The organism is Streptomyces sp. NPDC088707, assembly GCF_044752725.1.
Classification (GTDB): domain Bacteria; phylum Actinomycetota; class Actinomycetes; order Streptomycetales; family Streptomycetaceae; genus Streptomyces.
In genome coordinates this window covers 69,868-91,862 of record NZ_JBIVLV010000008.1, presented here as the reverse complement: position 1 = coordinate 91,862, position 21,995 = coordinate 69,868, and the positions used below count along the sequence as shown (strand labels likewise).

Annotated in this window: 17 protein-coding genes; 10 read left to right on the top strand and 7 right to left on the bottom strand. The window is 73.8% G+C overall.

The genetic code is table 11. The annotated features are described in order from the left end of the window. Window positions 1-29: 29 nt before the first annotated feature. Window positions 30-1,490, bottom strand: coding sequence for a multicopper oxidase family protein (locus tag ACIP84_RS24005; RefSeq protein ID WP_355957845.1), 1,461 nt, complete (start codon window positions 1,488-1,490; stop codon window positions 30-32). Between the two features lie 534 nt (window positions 1,491-2,024). Here ACIP84_RS24005 and ACIP84_RS24000 point away from each other — a divergent pair. From ACIP84_RS24000 to ACIP84_RS23990, 3 genes are all read left to right on the top strand, one after another. Next, entirely contained in the window at window positions 2,025-3,563 is a 1,539-nt protein-coding gene (locus ACIP84_RS24000) for a SagB family peptide dehydrogenase (protein ID WP_401800137.1), read from the top strand. Window positions 3,564-3,705: 142 nt separating this feature from the next. After that, window positions 3,706-3,882 (top strand): thiazolylpeptide-type bacteriocin, encoded by a 177-nt coding sequence (locus tag ACIP84_RS23995; RefSeq protein ID WP_073912617.1) that lies wholly within the window; start codon window positions 3,706-3,708, stop codon window positions 3,880-3,882. Between the two features lie 36 nt (window positions 3,883-3,918). Continuing rightward, window positions 3,919-4,089, top strand: a complete 171-nt coding sequence (locus ACIP84_RS23990; protein ID WP_015036315.1) for a thiazolylpeptide-type bacteriocin — start codon at window positions 3,919-3,921, stop codon at window positions 4,087-4,089. Window positions 4,090-4,196: 107 nt separating this feature from the next. Here ACIP84_RS23990 and ACIP84_RS23985 read toward each other — a convergent pair whose 3' ends face one another. Further along, window positions 4,197-4,760 carry a DUF7010 family protein gene (locus ACIP84_RS23985; RefSeq protein ID WP_401800134.1) on the bottom strand — a complete coding sequence of 188 codons (564 nt, stop codon included), beginning with the start codon at window positions 4,758-4,760 and terminating at the stop codon, window positions 4,197-4,199. 234 nt (window positions 4,761-4,994) lie between these two features. Here ACIP84_RS23985 and ACIP84_RS23980 point away from each other — a divergent pair, with 234 nt between their 5' ends. From ACIP84_RS23980 to ACIP84_RS23955, 6 genes are read left to right on the top strand one after another with little or no spacing between them, the layout of a single operon-like run. Next, a complete protein-coding gene (locus tag ACIP84_RS23980; RefSeq protein WP_401800131.1) occupies window positions 4,995-6,233 on the top strand; it encodes a hypothetical protein in 1,239 nt (412 codons plus the stop codon). Next, window positions 6,230-8,944 (top strand): hypothetical protein, encoded by a 2,715-nt coding sequence (locus tag ACIP84_RS23975; protein ID WP_401800130.1) that lies wholly within the window; start codon window positions 6,230-6,232, stop codon window positions 8,942-8,944. Before ACIP84_RS23980 ends, ACIP84_RS23975 begins: the two co-directional genes overlap by 4 nt. After that, a complete protein-coding gene (locus ACIP84_RS23970) occupies window positions 8,941-10,674 on the top strand; it encodes a hypothetical protein (protein WP_401800129.1) in 1,734 nt (577 codons plus the stop codon). Before ACIP84_RS23975 ends, ACIP84_RS23970 begins: the two co-directional genes overlap by 4 nt. Next, window positions 10,664-12,604, top strand: a complete 1,941-nt coding sequence (locus ACIP84_RS23965) for a TOMM precursor leader peptide-binding protein (RefSeq protein WP_401800127.1) — start codon at window positions 10,664-10,666, stop codon at window positions 12,602-12,604. The genes ACIP84_RS23970 and ACIP84_RS23965 overlap by 11 nt, the downstream gene beginning before the upstream one ends. Continuing rightward, window positions 12,601-14,169, top strand: coding sequence for a nitroreductase family protein (locus tag ACIP84_RS23960; RefSeq protein ID WP_401800125.1), 1,569 nt, complete (start codon window positions 12,601-12,603; stop codon window positions 14,167-14,169). The genes ACIP84_RS23965 and ACIP84_RS23960 overlap by 4 nt, the downstream gene beginning before the upstream one ends. Window positions 14,170-14,182: 13 nt before the next feature. After that, on the top strand, window positions 14,183-15,181 hold the full coding sequence (locus ACIP84_RS23955; protein ID WP_401800123.1) for a thiopeptide-type bacteriocin biosynthesis protein: 999 nt from the start codon (window positions 14,183-14,185) through the stop codon (window positions 15,179-15,181). Between the two features lie 80 nt (window positions 15,182-15,261). On the opposite strand, the gene ACIP84_RS23950 is transcribed toward ACIP84_RS23955, so the two are convergent. Further along, on the bottom strand, window positions 15,262-16,095 hold the full coding sequence (locus ACIP84_RS23950) for an ABC transporter permease (RefSeq protein WP_355969979.1): 834 nt from the start codon (window positions 16,093-16,095) through the stop codon (window positions 15,262-15,264). Beyond that, entirely contained in the window at window positions 16,092-17,081 is a 990-nt protein-coding gene (locus ACIP84_RS23945) for an ABC transporter ATP-binding protein (RefSeq protein ID WP_355969977.1), read from the bottom strand. Before ACIP84_RS23945 ends, ACIP84_RS23950 begins: the two co-directional genes overlap by 4 nt. A 220-nt stretch (window positions 17,082-17,301) precedes the next feature. On the opposite strand from ACIP84_RS23945, the gene ACIP84_RS23940 reads away from it, so the two are divergent. Next, window positions 17,302-18,624 (top strand): FAD-dependent monooxygenase, encoded by a 1,323-nt coding sequence (locus tag ACIP84_RS23940; protein WP_401800119.1) that lies wholly within the window; start codon window positions 17,302-17,304, stop codon window positions 18,622-18,624. Between the two features lie 131 nt (window positions 18,625-18,755). On the opposite strand, the gene ACIP84_RS23935 is transcribed toward ACIP84_RS23940, so the two are convergent. The 3 genes from ACIP84_RS23935 to gcvH all read right to left on the bottom strand — a co-directional run bounded on the left by ACIP84_RS23935 (window position 18,756) and on the right by gcvH (window position 21,978). Further along, the gene (locus tag ACIP84_RS23935) at window positions 18,756-20,141 is read right to left on the bottom strand and encodes an L-serine ammonia-lyase (RefSeq protein ID WP_401800116.1); all 1,386 of its coding nucleotides are present in this window, start codon (window positions 20,139-20,141) and stop codon (window positions 18,756-18,758) included. Window positions 20,142-20,307: 166 nt separating this feature from the next. Continuing rightward, a complete protein-coding gene (gene glyA, locus ACIP84_RS23930; RefSeq protein WP_355969971.1) occupies window positions 20,308-21,576 on the bottom strand; it encodes a serine hydroxymethyltransferase in 1,269 nt (422 codons plus the stop codon). Between the two features lie 24 nt (window positions 21,577-21,600). Then, window positions 21,601-21,978, bottom strand: a complete 378-nt coding sequence (gene gcvH, locus ACIP84_RS23925) for a glycine cleavage system protein GcvH (RefSeq protein ID WP_073912638.1) — start codon at window positions 21,976-21,978, stop codon at window positions 21,601-21,603. Between the last annotated feature and the right edge of the window lie 17 nt (window positions 21,979-21,995).

Here is a 21,995-nt window from a genome sequence, read left to right as displayed (position 1 = left end):
GAACGAGGAGTTCAGTGGTGCGGAAGAATTCAGGAGATGCGCATCTGCGCCATCATTCCCATGGCGCTGTGGTCGATCATGTGGCAGTGATAGGGAAAGACCCCGCGGTGTGTGTCGAAGGTCAGCTGGAGTTTCGCGGTCTGCCCCGGGAAGAGGAGGACGGTGTCCTTGAGTCCCGCCTCCGCCGGATAGACCGGCATTCCGTCCCGTTCGAGGATCCGGAACTGCACCAGGTGGGTGTGGAAGTTGTGCGGGACGGTCGTGCTGGTGTTCTTGACCGTCCACACCTCGGTGGAGCCCCAGGCGATCTCGGTGTCGATCCTGCCGTGCTCGAAGGTCTTCTCGTTGATGTACGCGAGGTGGCCCGTGCCCGGCTCGTCCATCCGCAGCTCGAAGCTGCGCTCCACGGTCGGCGTGGGCAGCGGCGGGAGGGTGGTCAGGACGTCCGGGACCCGGCTGGTGTCGGTCACCTTCTCCTCGACGTCGAAGCGCATGATCTGCCCGACGAGCTCGGTCGGCCCGGGGCCCAGCATGTTCGCCAGGGTGACCTGGGTGCCGGGCGCGTACCGCGAGAAGTCGACGACGAAGTCGGCGCGCTCGCCGGGGGAGAGGACGATCACCGGCGAGGGCGCCGGCGCCGGCAGCAGCCCGCCGTCGGAGCCGACGTGGATGATGGGGCTGCCGTCGGAGAGCGCCATCACGAAGATGCGCAGGTTGCAGGAGTTGACCATCCGGAAGCGGTACTTGCGGGCCTTCACCTTCATGTACGGCCACGGGGCCCCGTTGACCAGGATGGTCGTGCGGTTGAGCGCGTCGTCCATCGTGTAGAGCATCTGCCCCGCCGCGTCGAAGTGCGCGTCCCGGAGGATCAGCGGCACCTCGTAGGGCCCCGAGGGCAGTCCGAGCGCGTCCTCGGCCTCGTCGCCGAGGAGGTAGAGCCCGGAGAGGCCCCGGTAGACGTGCTCGGACTCCATGTGGTGGGCGTGGTCGTGGGTCCACAGCGTGGCGCCCACCTGACGGTTGGCGTAGACGTAGGTCTTCGACCGGCCCGGCTGGATCAGGTCCATCATCCCGCCGTCCTGGTCCTGCGGGTTGTTCCCGCCGTGCAGATGGACCGAGGTCGGCGCGGAGAGGGCGTTGATCTGCTTCACGACGGCCGTGCGCCCGCTGCGGGCCCGGATGGTGGGGCCGGGGAAGGTGCCGTTGTACGTCAGGACCTCGGTCCGCAGCCCGGGCAGGATCTCGACCCGCGCCCTGCGCATGGTGACCGCGTAGTAGTCGGCCGACCGGGTGCGCCGGTACGGGGCGAGGACGCGGGGCCGGGGCAGCGGCACGGTGAACGGGGTGACCGCGGGCGGGCCGGCGGGCGGCTCGGCGGCCACCGCCTGCGTACCGGAGGTGAGGCTCTGGAACACCCCGCCGGCCGCGCCGACAGCGCCGACGGCACCGGCGGTGAGTCCGAGTCGTATCGCGTTGCGGCGAGAGAACACAGCGGATTCCTAACGTGACGGTTTTCCGGAACGGTGGTTCGGAAGGGCGATTCGTGCGGTGCTTTCGGGTGGTGCTTCGAGCGGGGCTTCGGGCGGTGCTTTCGGGCGGGTCTTCGGCGGTCCTTTCGGGCGGTGCTCCGAGCGGTGCTTCGAGCGGGGCTTCGGGCCGTGCTTCGAGCGGTGCTTCGGAACGGTGGTGAATTCGCTCTCCGAGCATGGGCGCGAACGGCCGGAACTCCGAGCGTGTTCGCGCCGGTTCTTGCATGTGTCACGCGATCGATGACCTCGGTCATTTCCGCCGGTGGTCACGGGAATCAGGCACTCCGGGATGACGGGAGTCACGGCGCGGAATGCCCTCCGTCACGGCCTGCCCGGGAAATGTCACCGATCCCGGCGGGCGCCGATCGGGGTCCGGTTCCCCGCGCGAGAGTGGTGCCCGGCGTCTGCCCTGCGTACGGCGCCTTCCCGTCCGCCGGCCTCCGGGGCCGCACGGCCCCGGCGCCGGACCGTCATCCTCGCGCCCACGGAGGCACCGTGCAGACCACGCAGACACCAGCGGACACCGGCCCGCGCCCCCTCGAACCCGCCCTCGCCGTCCCGGCGTTCACCGGAGGGGTGCGCGTCTTCTTCGCCTCGGGCGACGGCGACGTCGCCACCCTCGCCGGGCCCGCCACCTCGCTCGCCCTCCGGCCCGTCCGGGACGGCGTCCGGACCGCCCTGGAGCGGCTCGCCGAAGGACCCCTGCCCGCCGAGGAGTTGTACGAGGGACTCCGCCCCGCCGAACGCGTCCAGTTCGAGCGGGTCCTCGACCGCGCCCGGCACCTGGTGGCCCACGCCGTCCTGGCCCGGGGCGGGAGCCGCGAGCTGCTCCGGCTGGAGCCGGTGGCGCGTGACGCCGCCCATGCGCCGGTCCTCGTCCCCGCCGACGCGACCGTACGGCTCTCCCGCTTCGCCTTCTGCCGCAGCCGCGAGGGCGCGCTCGTCCTGGAGTCGCCGCTGGTCAAGTTCCGGGCGGTGCTCACCGACCCCGCCGCCCGGACCCTGGCCGCCGCGCTCGGTGAGCCGGGCACCCCCGCCCGCCTCGGCGCGGACGCAGGTCTCGACGAGGCCGGCACCGCCGATGTCCTCGGCCACCTCGTCGGTGCCGGATTCGCCGAACTCGCAGACGGAGAAGGGGTCTTCGCCTCGGACGGCGAACCCGTCCTGCGCCAGTGGGACTTCCACGACCTGCTCTTCCACTCGCGCATCCGCTCCGGCCGGTACGACGACGTGTTCGGCGCCGTCTACCCCCACCGGGGCGCCATCGAGCCCCGGCCGGCCGTACGCCCCGTCCCCGAGGGCCCCTCCGTGCCCCTCCACCGGCCGACCCGGGAGGAGATCGCCGCGCACGACCCGTCCCTCACCACGGCGATCGAGACCCGGCGGTCCATCCGCGGTTACGGCGACCAGGAGATGACCGCGCGCCAGCTCGGCGAGTTCCTCTACCGCGTCGCCCGCGTGCGCGCCCACTACACGCCGGAGCCCGGCAGCGACCGCGACGAGGTCGTGTCCCGCCCCTACCCGAGCGGCGGCCAGGGATACGAGCTGGAGCTCTACGTCACCGTGCGGCGCTGCGAGGGCCTGGCACCCGGCATCTACTACTACGACCCCGTCGGCCACCGGCTCGTGCTGCGGAACGAGGAGGAGGCCGACCGCGAGTCCCTCTTCCACGTGGCCTCCCGGGCCACCGGCATGGAGGCGCGCCCCGACGTCCTCGTCACCGTCACGGCCCGCTTCCAGCGCATGTCGTGGAAGTACCGGGCCATCGCCTACGCGACCACGCTCCGGCACACGGGCGTGCTCTACCAGACGATGTACCTGGTCGCGACGGCCCTCGGTCTCGCCCCGTGCGCGCTGGGCAACGGGGACGCCGACATGTCCGCGCGGGTGCTCGGCCTGGACTACCTCCAGGAGTCCTCGGTGGGCGACTTCCTGCTCGGCAGCCGGCGTCCGGACGACTCCGTCGCAGGTGAGCCGGGGGAAGGGTGGCGGATGCTCAACAGCCCCGAGTGGTCCCTTCCCGAGAACCCCTGAGCCCTTGCGGCGTGACGCCGGTTATTCCGGGCGTGATAAACGTCAGGCGGAGCTCGGAAAGGCTGGTGCAGGGGATGGTCGGTCAGCATTATTGGTGTTGCAGCCGAACGGTTGCCGAGAAGAATTCGGAAAGGAATTCAGAATGAGCATCGACGACATCAAGCAGGGCCAGGACGCGGACAAGGCGTTCGAGAACTTCGACGTCGACGAGCTGGAGACCCTCGAGGTCGCCCAGGGCGTGGCCCTCCCGGAGATGGGTGCCTCCAGCGGCTCGATCGGCACCTCGTCCTCCAGCTCCTCCACCTGCTCCGCCTGCTGAACATCCCCCAACCGAAACGCTGAAAGGAAACACACCATGAGCATCGACGACATCAAGAACGGCGACGACGCGGCCTTCGACAACTTCGACGTCGCGGAGCTGGAGACCCTTGAGGTCGCCCAGGGCGTGGCCCTCCCGGAGATGGGTGCCTCCAGCGGCTCGATCGGCACCTCGTCGTCGTCCTCCTCCACCTGCTCGGCCTGCTGACCGGGTAACCGAGGCTGAACGCACGACGCACGAAGGATGCGACCGCCCGGCCCCGGCCGGGTGGCGCATCCTCGCGTGCGTTTCGGTGTCGGTGAGGAGACGGGCCGTCAGCCGCGCAGGGCCACGTGGAAGGACGAGGCCCAGAGCACGGTCGCCGCGCCCAGGCCCACCACCGTGCGGATCGTTTCCGCAGTGGTGCCGGCCGCCAGGACGACGAGCCCCACCAGGGCGACCGCGGTCAGGAAGATCGCGGTCCACTTGTACTGCCCCTGGTCGAAGAGGCGGGCGAGCGGGAAGAAGTGCAGGCCCACGACCAGGCAGATCCCGACCGGGATGAACTCGGGGTGGCCCGAGGCGTTCGACGCCGCGATCACCGCGAAGATCGCCACCAGCTCGGCCATGTTGACCAGGCCGACCCCCCGGTTCCACTTCTCCGGCAGGCGGACCAGGCGGGTCACCGGACCCGCGGTGCCCCGGAAGGCGAACACCACCGCGCCGGCGGTCACGACGGCGGCGACGACGCCGACCGCGACGGACACGGGCACCGCCGCTATTCCCGAACCGCCCGCGAAGGCCCATACGAGGGCGAAGACGGCGAGGACGATCGCGCCGCGACGGCGCAGATTACGCGTGAGTGCCAGGCACTCGGCGTCGGTGGTTTCCGTAGTCATGGCGCGGACCTTACAACGGCGCTCCGCGATGATCCGACCGCGTTGTCTATTTTCAGCCAGTCCGACTCGGACCCGTCTCGAACGAACCCATGGCCCGAGCGTCACGGAAAGGGTGACACATGTCAGTCCGGATCCCTTTCCCCTATCGCCGCTCAATTCCCCGGCACATGATTGCGGTCGGAAGCGAAAGAAAGTCCAGGACGTTGTTCTCGAATTCTCGGAAGGTGCGAAAGCATGGGGGTTGATGCGCTGGAGCGCACTGCCGTGAAGCCGGATTCCGACGGCCTGACGGGAGTGCGGCTGCACACACGGATGCCGGTCACACCGGCCTGGCTCGCCCGGTACGTCGTACCGGTCGCCCGCGCGCTGAACGAGGCGGGCGCTCCCGCCGTCCAGCTGCGCCGCGGGTGGCTCCACGGGCCGCACGTCGACATCCTCGCCCGCGACGCCTCCGGCGTCCCGGGCGGCGGGCCCGACTGGGAGGGCGTCGCCCGGGCCCTGGACGCCGGCCCGCTCGACCCGCCCCGGGCCCTCACCGAGGAGACCTACCTCGACCAGGCCCGCGAGTTCGGCCGCCTGGAGGCCGTCCAGCCGCCCTACCTGCCGCTGCGCGAGCACGGCGCCGTCGAGCGGATCGAGCCCGGCGGCCGGGACGGCGGGCAGGACGGCGGACCCTCCGCAGCCGCCGCCCGCGACCCGCGCCTCGACCGCTTCCGCACCGTGGTGCACGGGGCCCTGACCCCCGCGCTCCTGCGGACCATCGACGACCTCGCCGGCGAGCCCGGCTCCGGCACGCTCCGGCTCGCCGAGGCCTTCGTCGCGCTCGCCGACACCCACACCCTCGGCCTCGGATACGGCGTCTTCTCGCCCCGCTCCCACGTCGAGGCCTTCCTCGCCTGGGCCGCGCCCACCAAGGACGTGCGCCCCGTCTTCCAGCAGCGCCTCGCCAAGGACGCGCCCGTGCTCCGCCGGGTCGTCGAGCAGCGGCTGAGCGGCGAGGTCTCCGCCACCGCCGCCGCCTGGCGCACCGGACTCGCCTACGGCGCCGGGGCGCTGGAGAGCGCGGTCGCCGCCGGCACCCTCACGCTCGACCTGCTCGACGGCGCCACCGCCGGGCTCGACCGCTCCGAGATGGGGCCGCCCGGGGCCACCACCGTCGTCCCGCAGGGCGAGCAGCCCGACAGCGACTTCCACCGGACCGTCGGCGAGGCCGGCGTGACTTCGGCCCCGTCCCCGTGGTTCGCCTCCTTCCGCCTCCTCACGAACCTCTTCTACGAGCAGCTGCCGCTGCTCACCGTCTCCCCGATGCAGCGCTACTACACCTGCTTCGCCGTCGCCGAGACGGTCGACGAGGTCCTCGGCGTCTCCTGGCGCGCGCGCCTCGCCGCGAACACCCCTGCCGGGAACACGAGTTCCGCCGCCCCCGCCCCGAGCGCCGCTCCGGGCACCGCCCCCGAGGGAGCCCTCCGATGACCGCCCCCGTGATCGGCATCCCCACGGACCCGCGCGGGGACACGCCGCCCGGGCCGGTGACCGCACCGGCTCCCGACCGGACCACCGCGCCGACGGCCGCGCCCGTGCTCGCCCCGGCGGCCGCGCACCCGGCGCCCGCCCCCGAGCCCCTCTGGTTCCTGCGGGTCAACCCGCTGCGCCGGGCCCGGCTCGCCGACGCCGGACTGCGCCGGCAGCTCGTCCTCGTCACCGCCGCCGAGCAGACCCTCGCCGAGGCCTCCGCCGCCGCCTCCGCCGAGCTGTACGAGCGGATCGGCGCCGCGACGGACGACGCCGAACGGCGCGAACTGATCGCCCTGCGCCGCGCCGTGAACAGCGGCAAGGCCCCGAAGAGGGCGCCGGAGCCCGCCACCCCCGCGATCGGCGCGTGGCTCGAAGCCCGCGAGGAGCGCGAACGGATCCGCGCGGAGCTCGTCGCCGGCTACCCCGACGCCGCCGAGCGGGAACGCGGAGTCCTCGCCGAACTCCTCGGCGACGCCGACCTGCTGCGCTCGCTCGCCCTCGTCGCACCCGAGGTCCACCAGGAGGCCGAGCGCTACCGCGCCGCCGTCCGGGCCCCCGGCAGGGTGCCGTCGAAGTCCCGCAAGTCCGAGCGCGGCCTCATCCAGTACGTCACCCGCGCCATGGTCCGTACGAGCCCGCTCGCCCGGTTCACGGCCGTCGGCATCGCCGAGCCCGACCCGGCCGGCCCCGGACCCGACGAGGCGGGCTTCGGCGGCGCGACCGCCTTCCCCGGACTCGACCGCGTGATGCTCAACTACGTGCTCGGCGGACTGCCCGACCCCGCCGACCGGGCGATCGAGGACCTGTGGATCGGCCTTCCGCCGACCTCCGCGCCCGACCCGGCGGCCGGGAAGCTGTTCTTCCTCAAGCCGGCCCCCGAGGGGATGCGCCGCGCCGCCGTCTCCCTCGACGGCCCCGCCGGAGACCTCCTCGACGCGGTCTCCATGGGCCCCCGCCCCTTCCCGTCCGTCGTCGCCCATGTCGCCGAACGCTCCGGCATCGCCGCCGAGGACGCCGACCAGAAGGTCCGCGGCGCCGTCGCACAGGGCCTCCTCTGCACCTTCCACGAGGCCGAGGACGGCTCCACCGACTACGACGTCCTGCTCACCCCGGAAGACCCCCGCCCGGTGACCAAGCGGCTCACCGACCGTGTGAAAGCCGGCATGCCCGCCTTCACCGCCGCGCCGGCCGCCGAACGCGGCGACGCGCTCGCAGAGCTGCGCGGCGCCCTCGGCGAACTCAGCCACGCTGCGGGCCGCCCCGCCCACGTCACGGTCGAGGAGGACTACGTGATGCCGCCGCTCAAGGTGGCCACGGAACCCTGGAAGGAGTCGCTGAAGGACCTCGGCCCGGCCGTCGAACTCCTCACCGTCTTCGACTGGCTGCACGACGTGCGCGTCCTCATGACCGCCGCGTTCGTCGAGCGCTTCGGCCCCGGGGCCAACGTCCCCCTCGCCGCCAACGCCCCCTTCGTCGTCGGCGAGGTCTCGAGCCGCGCCGCCGCCATGGCCGCCGTGTACGGCCCCGACGGCCCCGGCGACCCGACCGCGCTCAAGGGCATCGGCCCCGCCGACGGCTCCCTCGAACGCATCTACGAGCTGCGCCGCGAGGTCACCGAGGCGCTCCACGCCCTCATCGGCCAGGCCGTCGAGCGCGGCGACGACACCCTCCGCATCAGCCCGGAGCAGGTCGCCGGCCTCACCGGCGACCTGCCGGAACGCTTCCGCCGCGACCCGCTGATCTACGGCATCCTGCTCCAGCGCGGCGACGGCCACCTCGTCCTCAACGACGGCCTGCCCGGCCACGGCATGCTCTACGCCCGCTTCCTGGAGGCCGACCGGCGCCTCGGCGGCCGCGCGCTGCCCCGCCTCGCCGACCACGTGCGCCGGGTGTACGGCTACGACGGCGCCCGGGTCACCGAGGACCTGGGCCTGCACCGACTCAACGTCAACGCCCACACGCCGATCCTGCCCGGCGGCCTCACCCCCGACGACTGGTTCGGACTGCGGCTCGCCCACGACCCCGAGACCGACTCCCTGCGCGTCGAGGACGCCGAGGGCGCCCCGCTGCGGGTCCTGCCGCTCGGCACCGGCCACCCCGGCCTCTTCCCGCCGCCGCTCTCCGTCGCCTCCGGCCTCGCCATCAGCGGCCGCCTCTTCAACGCCCTCCCCAACAGCTGGCACGCGGCCACCCCCTGGGACCGGGCCACCACCCGCGTCGCGCCCCGGATGGCCGTCGGCGACGTCCTCATCGGACGCCGCCGCTGGTACGGGGGAGAGGAGCTGGGCACCGCCCTGGCCGCCGGGCCCGAGGAGCACGAGCGGCTCCTCGCCCTCAACGCCTGGCGCGCCAAGTACGGCGTGCCCGAGGAGGTCGTCATCAAGACCGTCCCCGAGGACGAGGGCCCGCTCTCCGTCGGCGCCCCCGACATCCAGTCCAAGCGCCTCCAGCAGAAGCCCCAGTACGTGGACCTGAGCAGCGCGCTCGGCGCCCGCGTCCTGCCCCGGATGCTGGAGCGCCGCGGCGCCGACACCGGCGGCAGCTACCTGGAGGAGGCGCTGCCCGGCGTCGTCGACGGCACCCACGCCACCGAGTGGGTCGTCGAGGTCGGCCGGACCGCCGGCGGCCGCTTCACCTACCACCCGACGACCGAGGGGGAGGAGCGATGACGAAGCCCGCAGCGGCGCTCAGGACGCGCCCCGACCTGCACTACGCACCCGTCCCCGGCGGGGTCTACTTCAGCGGCGCCCGCGCCCGGTTCGTGCTGCGCGGCTCCGAGGTCCTGCACGCCGTCGCCCAGGGCTGCGTCCCGCTCCTGGAGGACGGCACCGACGAGGACGCCCTCGTCGCCGAGATCGGCACCGAACGCGCCCGCCCCGCCGTCCGCCTCCTCGTCGACAAGCTCCGCGAGAACGGACTGCTGCTCGACCCGGCCGCGCACACCGCGCCCGAACCGCCCGCCGACGTACGGCAGCGGCACGCCGAGTCCCTCGCCCGCCTCGAAGGCCTCCTCGACGACCCGTACGGGGCCTTCGCCCGGCTCCGTACGGCGACGGTCCTGGTCACCGGCCCGGCGACCGCGACAGGACCGGCCGTCCGCGGTCTGCGCAGGGCGGGGGTCGGCACCGTCCTCACCGGGGCGGAGGAGACGGCCGCCACCCCGGACGCGGTCCTCGACGTCCGCGAGGACGACGGGAGCCCGGCACCGTCCTTCGACGCGCCGCTCGTCGTCCCCGTCCTCCTCGGCGGCACCGGCGTCACCCTCGTCGGACCCGCCCTCACCGGCCCCGGACACCCGGCCGTCCGGGCCGCGTTCCACGACCGGGCCCGCGCCTGGGCCGCCGCCGAGTCCACCGCGCCCGCGCCCCGCCCCATGGCGGACGCGCTCGCCGGCGCCCTCGGGGCGCAGCTCCTCATCGACACCCTCACCGGTACGGCGGACCCGGGCGAGGCCCATGTCGTGCACGGGACGGACCTGGTCTCCGACCGGGTCACCGTCGAGGGAGCCCACCAGGCGGCCGCGACCGGCCGACCGGGCTCCCTCCCCGAGGGAACGTTCACCCTCGGCGCCGCCCCCGCCGACCCCCGGCCCGAACCGGACGAGGCACGCGAGACGGCGACCCCGCTCACCGCGCGCTGGACCGGACCGCTCGCCCTCACCGAGGGCGCCGACCTGCCCCAGATGCCGCTCGCCCTGCGCGCCGCCGAGCTCCGCGCCGCCGGCCGCCCCACGACCACGGTCCTCGCCTGGGCCGCCCATCAGGAGACCGCCACCGTGGCGGCCACCCTGCAGGCCCTGCGGGCCCTCATCCCCGGGGCTCCCACCCCGGCGGCCGGGCTCACGAGGGAACACTGGCTCCTCGACGGCGCGCTGCGCCTGCTCGCCGAGGAGACGGCACCCCTGCCGGCGAAGACCGCCACCCCGCACGTGCCGCCCGCGGCCCTCCCGGCGGGCGCTCCCGCCGCGGCCGCGGGCGGCGTGGCGTGCGAGGGTCTCGACCCGGAGGGCCTGCGGATCCTCGCCGGACTCCGCGCCCTCCTGCCGCACGAACCCGCGCTCCGGCTGCACGGCGTGCCCGGCCTCGACTGGCGGCTCGCCGAGGTGACCGCCGACGGCGTCACCCTCGGCCGCGCCTGGGGCGCCGACGCGGCGGAAGCCGCCCGGAACGCCCTCTGCACCGCGCTCGCCCGCACCCAGACCGCGGACGGCCCCGGCACCGTCGACCCGCTCTCCACCGACGCCCTGCTCCTCGCCGACCGGGCCGCCCTGGACGCCCTCCGCATCCAACTGGCCGCCCGCACCGGCACCACGTACCGGGGCGAGGCCCTCCGCCACGACCCCGTGCTCGGCGAGCTTCCCCTCTGGTACGGCCCCGTGGAGGCCCACGATGCCCACTGACACGCTCACCCCCGTCCCCGCCCCGGCCCTCACCCGGGGCCCCGGGCTCGACGCCCACCCCGCCGACGAGGCCTGGCGCTCCGCGCTCGACGTCCTCGCGGACCTCCTCCCCGAGGGAACGGTCGCGGTCGACCGCGGCTGGCACCTCGACTGGGAGCGGGCACGGTTCGACGAGGCCGTCGCCGCCGGCCGGGCCCACCTCTCCGTACGCCTCCTGGGCGACGAGGTCCTCGTGGGGCCGCTCTGGCGGCCCGGCACCGACGCCGGCTGCGCCGGCTGCGCCGAGGTCCGCGACCGCACCGTCCCCGACCACCCCCTCGTCGGCGACCTGCGGCACGCGACCACCGCCCCCGGGCCGGGCGCGCCGCTCCTCCCCGAACTGCTCCGGGCGACCCTGGAGCACCTGGTGAGGCGGCCGCTCGGGCCCGGCGAACTCTTCTCCGTCTCGCCGCGCGGCCTGCGCCGGCACCGGATCGCCCGCAGCTTCCACTGCCCGCTCTGCGGACCGGCGTACGAGCGGCTCGACGGCACGGAGACCCCGCCGCCGCTCACCCCGACCGACCGGCCCGCGTTCCCGGACGACTGCACCCGCACCGCCGCCAGCCGGCTCGTCGAGCGCGGGGTGCTGCAGGACCGCCTGGTCGACGACCGCTTCGGTCCCGTCCGCGCGCTCCTGCGCGAGTCCCGCGCCCCGTTCGCGATGAGCATGGCCGTGGTCCCGGACGCCCCGGCGATGGGCCACGGCCGCGCCCGGACCTTCGCCGAGACCGGACCCGTGGCGATCCTGGAGGCGTACGAGCGCCTCGCGGGCTTCCCGTACGACATCCCCGTCCTCACCCACCGCTCGTACGCCGAGGTCGCCGAGCACGCCGTCGACCCGGCCGGTCTCGGGCAGTACACGGCCGAGCAGCTCGCCCACCCGACCAGCAGGGCCACGCCGTTCGACGCGGACACCCCGATGGACTGGGTGTGGGGCCACGACCTCGACGACGGGCGCGCCCTGCTCGTCCCCGCCGACCACGCCTTCTACCAGTACGAGTACAACCACCGCCGCGACCGCAGGGCCGCCCGCGCCGCCGGGACACCCGGCCGCAAGCACTACTTCTACGAGTCGTCCAGCGGCTGCGCCGTCGGCGCCAACCTCGAAGAGGCCGCCCTGCACTCGCTGTTCGAGCTGGCCGAGCGGGACGCGTTCCTGCTCTCCTGGCACCGGGCGGCCCCCCTGCCGACCATCCCGAACTCCTCCCTCACCGACCCCACCAGCCGCGCCATGATCGAGCTGATGGAGTCGCGCGGCTTCGACGTGCACCTGCTCGTCGCCACCCAGGACATCGGCCTGCCGGTCGTCTGGGTGCTCGCGGTGAACCGGCTCGACCCCTTCCCCGCCACCTTCTCCTCGGCCGGCTCCGGCGCCGACCCGCAGTCCGCGATCCGAGGCGCCCTGCGCGAGGTCGCCCAGCTCGTCACCAACCCGGTCGACTGGACCCGCGAGACCGTCGAGCCGATGGTCGAGGACCCGTGGCTGGTCCAGGAGCTGGAGGACCACGTCCGGTTCTCCTCGCTGCCCGAGACCGCCGCCCGCGCCACCGCGGCGCTCGGCGGCCCCCGGGTGACGCTCGACGAGGCCTTCCCCGACTGGCCGGCCCGGATGGAGCGCGGCTCCGGCGGGGACGTGCGCGGCGCCCTGGACTTCGTCCGCGGACTGTTCGCCGGGGCCGGGCTCGACCGGATCGTGCTCGTCGACCAGACCAGCCGCGAGCACGCCGACGCGGGCATCCACGTGGCCCGCGCGGTCGTCCCCGGCATCGTCCCGATGTGCTTCGGCCACGCCCAGCAGCGGCTGGCCGGACTGCCCCGGCTCACCGCCGCCCTGCGCGGCACCGGGCAGGAGCACCGGGCGTTCCCCCTCGACCCCCACCCGTTCCCGTGACGGCCCCGACGGCCCCGCGCGCGACGGACACCGGCGCCGGGGTTCCGCCCCGGCGCGGCCCGGTCGACCTGCCCGGCCCCGAGGGCGACAACAGCATCGCCCGCGAGCCCCTCTGGTACGCGTACGGGGTCGGCGACGACGCGCCGGAGGCGCCCCCGTGGACCTGGGTGCCGCAACCGCCGCCCGACACGCACGTACCGCCCCCGCCGCCGCGCGGGGGCGGCCCGCGCCGGGCCCTGCCGCTCGGCACCCACGACCGGCTCGCGGCGCTGCCCTACCCCGCGCCGCCACCCGGCGGCGCCCGGGGCCGGGGCGCGGCCGAACCGGTCGGGGACCGGCTCGGCCGCGCTCTCGTCACCGCCTTCGGGCCGCAGCGAAGAGAGCCCGAGAACCCCTACAACGACCACCGGCCGTACGCCTCGCCGCGCTGCCTCTTCCCCGTCCACGCCTTCGTGGACGGGGGCGCGGGCATGCCGTGGCGCCTGCTCGAACCCGACCGGCACGCCCTCACCGGCGCTCCGGCGGCCCCCGCCGGGAACGTCGTGCTCACCGGCCGGTACACGAGCGTGCCGCCCGCCTACCAGTGGTTCCGCGGCTCGCTCATCGCCATCGAACTCGGCTTCGTGCTGAGGGCGTTGAGCCTCGGGCTCGAACTCTTCGAGGTGCCCGCGCGGCTCCGGCTTCCGGGCCCGGACGCCCACGCGCTGCTGCCCGCCCTGGGCCTGGACGACGCCTGGGCGTGGTCTCTGCCGTTCGTCGTGGAGCTGGACGACGGCGGGGGAACGCCGGCCCGGGAGGCCGACTCCGTTCCCGCGCCGCCAGCCCACCTCGCCCGCACCGACCCCGCCCTCGCCGAGCTGATCCGCGTCAACCGGGAGCAGACATACGGCGGCGCCCCCGCCCCGCTCACCACCGCCGTCCCGGCCGGCCTCGGCCCATCCGCGACCGTGCCGGACTGGGCGGAACTGCTCTGGCGGCGCCACTCCGGACGCATGCCGCGCGCCCTGCACGGGATGAGCGGCCGACGCCGGAGCGTGCCCGCCGAGGCACTCGACAGCGCGGCCCGCTGGCTCTCCGTACCGCCGCCCGGAGCCGAACTCGCCGCCGCCTTCCAGGCGTTGACCGTCACCGCCGTCGTCCAGGGCGTCGAAGGACACGCCGACGGCGTCCACCGGCTCCGGGACGGCGCCACGCGTCTCCTGCGCGCCGATCCGACCGCGCCCGAGCGCCTCGAGGAGCAGTACGGCTACGGCGTCTCGCCCGTCAACGGCTGCGGCATCCGCGACGCGCCGCTCACCGTGTTCCTCTCCGTACGGACCCGGGAGCTCTTCGAACGCCTCGGGACCGCCGGCTGGGGTGCCGTCCAGCACGCCGCCGGCTGGGCCGCGCACGGGCTCTGCCTGTCCGCCGCCGCCTCCGGCCTCTTCGCCCGCCCCGTGCGGGCCTTCAAGGAGATTCCCACCCAGCGCGTCCTCGGCCTGGACCCCGACGAGATGATCGTCCTGTCCGTGGTCGTGGGAGTACCGCAGGACACCGGCGGCGCGCTGCTCGACCTCAGACTCTGAAGGAGCGTCCCCCGTGACCCCGACCCCGACCCCGATCCCCACGGCGGCCACGGCCCCGCCCACGCCACCCGCGGCGCGGGCGGCCGACTGGACCGCCTGGCACCTCCACCTCGGTACGACGGCCCGGTCGGCACACGACCGGGTCGTCACCGATGTCATCGGCCCCACGATCCGCGAACTAGAGCCCGGCACCCCGTGGTTCTTCATCCGCTACTGGCAGTCCGGCCCGCACCTCCGGCTCCGCGTGGGCGACCTCGACACCGCCGCACGCGCGCGCGTGGAGGCCGCCCTCACCGAGCGCCTGGCCGTCGCCGGCGCGCCCGCCCCGGGCGAGGAGCCGCTCGACCCCGCCGCCTACCGCAGCGGGGCCGAGCGGCTCGCCGCCGCGGGCGAGACCGGCGAGAACACCTCCGTGAAGGCCCTGCTGCCCCCCGGCGTCCATCCGGCCGTCTACGAGCCGGAGTACGACCGCTACGGCGGCCGATCCCTCATGCCCGCGGCAGAGTCCCTCTTCACCCTGTCCAGCAGCCTCGTCCTCGCCGCCCTGCCCAAGGTGGGCAACGAGCGGCAGCGGGCCGCCCTCGCCCTGCGCGGTACCGTCGCGGTCGCCGCCGCCCTCGGCGACCCGGCGGAACGCGCGTACTACTACGCCCACGGGCTCGGCGCCTGGCGCGCCTGGGCAGCCGAGGCCGGCCACCCGGCCGCACTGCTCGACACGATCTCCCGGGTCGAGGGGGCGGTGACCCTCGACCCGGGCTCCCACGGCCCCTTCGCCGGCTGGCACGCCAGGATCGCCGCCCACGCGGACGAGATCCGGGAGCAGTCGCCGGCCCACCCGGGCATGGTCCTCTTCTCGCACGCGCACATGCTCCACAACCGGCTCGGCCTGAGCCTCCTGGAGGAACTGCGCACCTACGCGGTCCTGGCCCACGCCTTCCCCGTACCGGAGAACACCCCCGTACCGGAGACGACCCCGGCACCGGAGAACACCCCCGTACCGCGGAACGTCTGACCGACACAGCCCCCCCACGGGGATCACGAAAGGCCCGGCCGGTCTCCCGGTCGGGCCTTTTCGTGGTGCGCGCCCGGTCCCTACTCGGGGCGCGGGTCCCAGCGGAAGCTGCGGACGGCGATCAGCGCGCCGATGACACCCCAGGCGGCGAGGACCGCCAGGTCGCGCCACTGGAAGCCGGCGTCCTGGGTGAAGAGCGCCAGCATGGCGTCGTTGAACGGCTTCACGGGCAGCAGACCCGCGATGGTGTTGAGGAGCTCCGCGTGGATCGGGAAGTAGCTGCCCGAGATGAAGACCAGCGGGAACTGGATGAACTGCACGACGGCCGGGGCCGCCTCCGAGTTCTTGATCAGCGAGGCCACGCCGACCCCGAGCGCGCAGAAGCTCGCCGCGCCGAGGACGAGCGTCAGCAGGACCGCGCCCCAGTGGGTGGGCAGGTCGACGCCGTAGAGCGCGCCGATGCCGAAGACGAGCGCGACGTCGACGATGCTGACGACGACGCAGTGCACGAGCAGACCGGCGAAGTAGACCCAGGCGGGCAGCGGCGTGGCGTGCAGCCGCTTCAGGACCCCGGTCTGCCGGCGCATCGCCAGCACGATCGCCAACTGGCCGTAGCAGGCGCCGAGTACGGACACGGCCGCGATCACCGGTGTGTAGTACTGCATGCCGGTCAGACCGAAGAAGAAGTCCTGGCCCTCGCTGCCGCTGAACACGGCGCCGAAGATGCCGATGATGACGATCGGCAGCACGAAGGTGAAGACCATCGACTGCGGGTTGCGCCAGAACGACAGCTGCTCGTAACGGATCTGATGGCCGAGCAGGGCCAGCGGGTTCCGCTCGCGCGGGGCGTCCGCGCGGGGCGCCGGGACCGCCGGGGCGGTGGTCTCGGCGGTCGGGGGGATCAGGGTGGTCATGAGCGGCTCCGTCCGGGTCGGCGGCCTCGTCCGGCGGGCGCCTTGCGTTCCCGCCCGGACGACGGCGAGGAGGCTTCCTGCTGCACGTACTCGCTGGTCAGGCTCAGGTAGACGTCTTCAAGCGTGGGCTGCTCCACGGTCAGCCGGTCGAGCGGCGTGCCCCGGTCGAGCGCCCAGCCGGTCAGCCGGTGCAGCGCGGCCGTCGGCTCGGTCGTCTCGGCCGTCACGAGGCCGTCCTCGACATCGCTCACCGGCAGGGGTACGTCGGCGAGCGCGGCGCCCGTCGGGAGCGCGAAGCGGATCCGGGTCTGGGCGCTGTCGCGGCCGCCGAGGGTGTCCGGGGTGCCCGAGGCGACGATCCGGCCCTCGGCGATGACCACGACGGAGTCGGCCAGCGCCTGCGCCTCGTCCATGTAGTGGGTGGTGAGGACGATGGTGGTGCCGTCGTCGCGCAGATTGCGCACGACGTCCCAGGCGCCGCGGCGCGCGTTCGGGTCGAAGCCGGTGGTCGGCTCGTCCAGGAACAGCAGCCTGGGCCGGCCGACGACACCGAGCGCCAGGTCGAGCCGGCGCTTCTGGCCGCCCGACAGGTCCTTGACCTTGGCGCTCTTCTTCTCGTTCAGGCCGACGAGGTCGAGCAGTTCGTCGACGTCGCGCGGGTCCGGGTAGTAGCCGGCGTTGCGGGCCACGGTCTCCCGTACCGACAGATAGGGCTCGACGGCGATGTCCTGGAGGACGAGGCCGACCTGGCCGCGCAGCCAGTGGCCGTCGGCCTTGACGCCGGGGTCGCGGCCGAGGACCTCGACCCGCCCGCCGTCGCGCTCCCGGAAGCCCTCCAGGATCTCCAGCGTGGTGGTCTTGCCCGCGCCGTTCGGCCCGAGCAGGGCGAAGATCTCGCCCTCGGCGACGCTGAAGTCGACGCCGCGCACGGCCTCGTGGTCGCCGTACCGCTTCTGCAGGCCTTCGACGGCCACCGCGGCGGTCACCGCGGTCCCTCGGCTCGTGTCACTGTGTGCCTCCCGGCGTGGTGGTGGGACGTCGTGGGGTCGTCGCCCGCAGACGGACTCCGGGGCGCAGCCTCGACGTTAGGCGCGGGCCGGTGGGCAGGACCGGGCCCGCGGGGGCGGCGGTGACGGACGTCATGGAAGCCGCGACAGTTGTCAGAGGGGGGCGTGACCCGCGTTGCCGGGGGCCGGTGGGCGACCCATGCTCGGGGTGCGGCGGACGGCCGGGCTGCGGGAGACCGCGGCCGGTGACGCCGACGGTGCCGACACAGCAGCGACGCGGAAGGCGGTCTCAAAGGTGCGGTTCGGGGATCTGGACGAGTGGGGAGCGGAGGAGCGGCCGCACGTCTCGGTGGTCGGTGCCGGCATCGGCGGACTGACGCTGGCCGGCGCGCTCTCCTCCATGGGTGTTCCGTACACGGTGTACGAACAGACGCGGCGGCTCGCGGAGGTGGGGGCGGGAGTCCAGCTCTCGCCCAACGCGGTCAGGCCGCTGCTGCGGCTCGGCCTCGGCCCGGCCCTGCGCGAGCGGGCGGTGGCGATCGAGGCCATGGAGGTACGGGGGTGGAGCGGGCGGCCGATCGCCCGGACGCCCCTCGGCGCGGAGTGCGAGCGGATGTTCGGGGCCCCGTACTTCACGGTGCACCGGGCGCATCTCCACGACGCGCTCCTCACCCTCGTCGACGAGGGCAGCCTCAAGCTGGGCGAGCGCCTCAGCGAGGCGCGGGAGACGGACGCGTCGGGTGACGGCGTCCGGCTGGCGTTCGAGGACGGGACCGTCCGCGGGGCGGAGCTGGTGGTGGGCGCCGACGGCATCCACTCCACGGTCCGCGAGGCGTTCCGGCGCGACGAGCCGGAGTTCTCGGGGCTCGGCATCTACCGGGGCCTGGTGCCCATGGACCGGCTCCCGGACGCGGCCCGCGCGCCTCTGGTGCGCCTCTGGCTCGGCCCGGGCGGGCACTTCGTGTGCTACCCGGTCGCGGCGGGGGAGTACCTGAGCTTCGCGGCGACGGTGCCGATGGCGCAGTCCCCGGGCGAGTCCTGGTCGGTCCCGGGTGATCCGGAGGCGCTGCGCGGGGTGTTCGGCGGCTGGACCGGTCTGGTCGCGGACGTCGTGGGCGCCGTGGAGACGACCCTCCAGTGGGCGCTGCACGACCGGCCGCCGCTGGACGTCTGGTCCTCGCGCCGGCTGACCCTGCTCGGCGACGCGGCCCACCCGATGCTGCCGTTCATGGCGCAGGGCGCGAACCAGGCGGTCGAGGACGCGATGGACCTGGCGGCCTGTCTGGCCGATCCGGCGCCGTCGACGACCGCGGCCCGGCTCGACCGCTACCAGGCGCTCCGGATCCCCCGCACGGCGGAGATCCAGCGCGGTTCGCGCGGCAACGCCGGCATCCTGCACCTGCCCGACGGCCCGGCCCAGCGCCGCCGCGACGCCCGCATGGCCGTCCACGCGGCCCTCCGCGACCGGGCGATGCTGTACGCCCACGAGACGGGCAGGAGCGTGGTGCCGACCCCGGCGTGACGAGGGCCGGGGCCACCGGCCATGTACCGCCGCATCGCATCGCAGCCGCACTCGCACCGCGGCCACGGATCCGGCCCCGGCCCGGGCGGCGGCGGCCGTCCGGCCCGGGGACCGTCACGTGAACAATCGATTCAGCACTCGATGATGTTCACCGCGAGACCGCCGCGCGCGGTCTCCTTGTACTTGACGCTCATGTCCGCGCCGGTCTCCTTCATGGTCTTGATGACCTTGTCGAGGGAGACCAGGTGGCTGCCGTCGCCGCGCATGGACATCTTCGCCGCCGTGACGGCCTTGACCGCCGCCATGCCGTTGCGCTCGATGCACGGGATCTGGACCAGGCCGCCGACCGGGTCGCAGGTCAGGCCCAGGTTGTGCTCCATGCCGATCTCGGCCGCGTTCTCCACCTGCTCCGGGGTGCCGCCGAGGACCTCGGCGAGCGCGCCCGCCGCCATCGAGCAGGCCGAGCCGACCTCGCCCTGGCAGCCGACCTCGGCGCCGGAGATCGAGGCGTTCTCCTTGAAGAGCATGCCGACCGCGCCCGCCGCCAGCATGAAGCGGACGATGCCGTCGTCGTCGGCGCCGGGCACGAAGTTCGTGTAGTAGTGCAGGACGGCGGGGATGATGCCCGCGGCGCCGTTCGTCGGGGCGGTGACCACCCGGCCGCCCGCCGCGTTCTCCTCGTTCACGGCCATCGCGTAGAGGGTGATCCACTCCATGGCGTGCATCTTCGGGTCGCCCTCGGAGCGCAGCTTGCGGGCCAGGTTCGCGGCCCGCCGGCGGACCTTCAGGCCGCCGGGCAGGATGCCCTCGCGGGACATGCCGCGCGAGACGCAGGCCTGCATGACCCGCCAGATCTCCAGGAGGCCGGCGCGGATCTCGTCCTCGGTGCGCCAGGCCTTCTCGTTCTCCAGCATCAGCGCGGAGATCGACAGGCCGGTCTCCTTCGCGAGGCGGAGCAGCTCGTCGCCGGTGCGGAAGGGGTACTTCAGGACGGTGTCGTCGGGGACGATCGGGTTCTCGCCCTGGCCCCCCTCCTGAGAAAGGACGGTCTCGTCGACGACGAAGCCGCCGCCGACCGAGTAGTACGTCTTCTCCAGGACCAGGCCGCCCTCCGCGTCGTACGCGAAGATCGTCATCCCGTTGGCGTGGTACGGCAGCGCCTTGCGCCGGTGCAGGATCAGGTCGGCGTCGAAGTCGAAGGGGATCTCGTGCGCGCCGAGCAGGTTGATCCGGCCGCTCGACTTGATCCGCTCGACCTCGGCGTCCGCGGTCTCGACGTTCACCGTGCGCGGCGAGCTGCCCTCCAGGCCCAGCAGGACCGCCTTCGGGGTGCCGTGGCCGTGGCCGGTCGCGCCGAGCGAGCCGTACAGCTCCGCCCGGACGCGCGCGGTGTGGGCGAGCAGGCCCTCGTTCTTCAGGCGGCGGGCGAACATCCGGGCCGCGCGCATCGGTCCCACCGTGTGGGAGCTCGACGGGCCGATGCCGATCGAGAACAGGTCGAAGACCGAGATGGCCACGGAGGACTCCTTGTGGGGGCTAGACGCCGTTGTCTGCCGGGGTGGAGCAGAAAAGCGCGGAGAAGAAGGACGTGCGGTACGGCGCGAGGACATGGGGTGGGGCACCGCGCTCACCGTCCAGTGTGCGCGGTGCCCCGAAGGTCCGTACGAACAAAAGCGTACGAAATTACTTCAGGCCGGGGTACAGCGGGTGCTTGTCGGCGAGCGCCGTCACCCGGGCCTTCAGCGACGCGGCCTTGTCGGCGTCGAAGCCGGGCTTCAGGGTCTCCGCGATGATGTCGCCGACCTCGGCGAAGTCCTCGGCCTGGAAACCGCGGGTCGCGAGCGCCGGCGTACCGATGCGCAGACCCGAGGTGACCATCGGCGGGCGGGGGTCGTTCGGAACGGCGTTCCGGTTGACCGTGATGCCGACCTCGTGGAGACGGTCCTCGGCCTGCTGGCCGTCCAGCTCGCTGTCGCGCAGGTCGACGAGGAGCAGATGGACGTCCGTACCGCCGGACAGGACGGAGACACCGTGGGCGGTGACGTCGTCCTGGACCAGGCGCTCGGCGATGACGCGGGCGCCGTCCAGGGTGCGCTGCTGGCGCTCCTTGAACTCCTCCGAGGCCGCGACCTTGAAGGAGACGGCCTTGGCCGCGATCACGTGCTCCAGCGGGCCGCCCTGGAAGCCGGGGAAGACCGAGGAGTTCAGCTTCTTCGCGAACTCCTTCTTCGCCAGGATGATGCCGCCGCGGGGGCCGCCGAGCGTCTTGTGCGTGGTGGAGGTCACCACGTCCGCGTACTCGACCGGGTTCGGGTGCAGACCGGCCGCGACCAGACCCGCGAAGTGGGCCATGTCGACCCACAGGTAGGCCTCGACCTCGTCCGCGATCCGGCGGAACTCGGCGAAGTCCAGCTGGCGCGGGTAGGCGGACCAGCCCGCGATGATCACCTTGGGGCGGTGCTCCTTGGCGAGGCGCTCGACCTCGGCCATGTCGACCAGACCGGCCTCGTCCACGTGGTACGCGACCACGTTGAACTGCTTGCCCGAGAAGTTCAGGCGCATGCCGTGGGTCAGGTGACCGCCGTGCGCCAGGTCCAGACCCAGGATCGTGTCGCCGGGCTGGGCGATCGCGAAGAGGGCGGCCTGGTTCGCGGAGGCACCGGAGTGCGGCTGGACGTTGGCGTACTCGGCGCCGAACAGGTCCTTGATCCGGTCGATCGCGATCTGCTCGGCGACGTCGACGTGCTCGCAGCCACCGTAGTAGCGGCGGCCCGGGTAGCCCTCGGCGTACTTGTTGGTGAGGACGGAGCCCTGCGCCTCCATGACGGCGACCGGAGCGAAGTTCTCCGAGGCGATCATCTCGAGCGTGGACTGCTGACGGCGGAGCTCGGCGTCGACGGCGGCGGCGACGTCCGGGTCCAGCTCGTGGAGGGGAGTGTTCAGAAGCGACATGAATCGATCCCTAGGGGTCTCGGTTTAGCCGGCGGTGAAGGCGGCGTACTCGTCGGCGGTGAGCAGGTCCTCCGGCTCGCCCGTGAGCCGTACCTTGAACAGCCAGCCACCCTCGAACGGAGCGGTGTTCACGAGGGACGGGTCGTCCACGACGTCCTGGTTGGCCTCGACGATCTCACCCGTCACCGGGGCGTACAGGTCGCTGACCGACTTGGTGGACTCCAGCTCGCCGCAGGACTCGCCCGCGGTCACCGTGTCGCCGACCGCCGGGAGCTGGGCGTAGACGACGTCACCGAGCGCGTTGGCCGCGAACTCCGTGATGCCGACCGTCGCGACGCCGTCCTCAACGGCCGACAGCCACTCGTGCTCCTTGGTGTAGCGCAGCTGCTGGGGGTTGCTCATGACCTGATTCTCCTGGA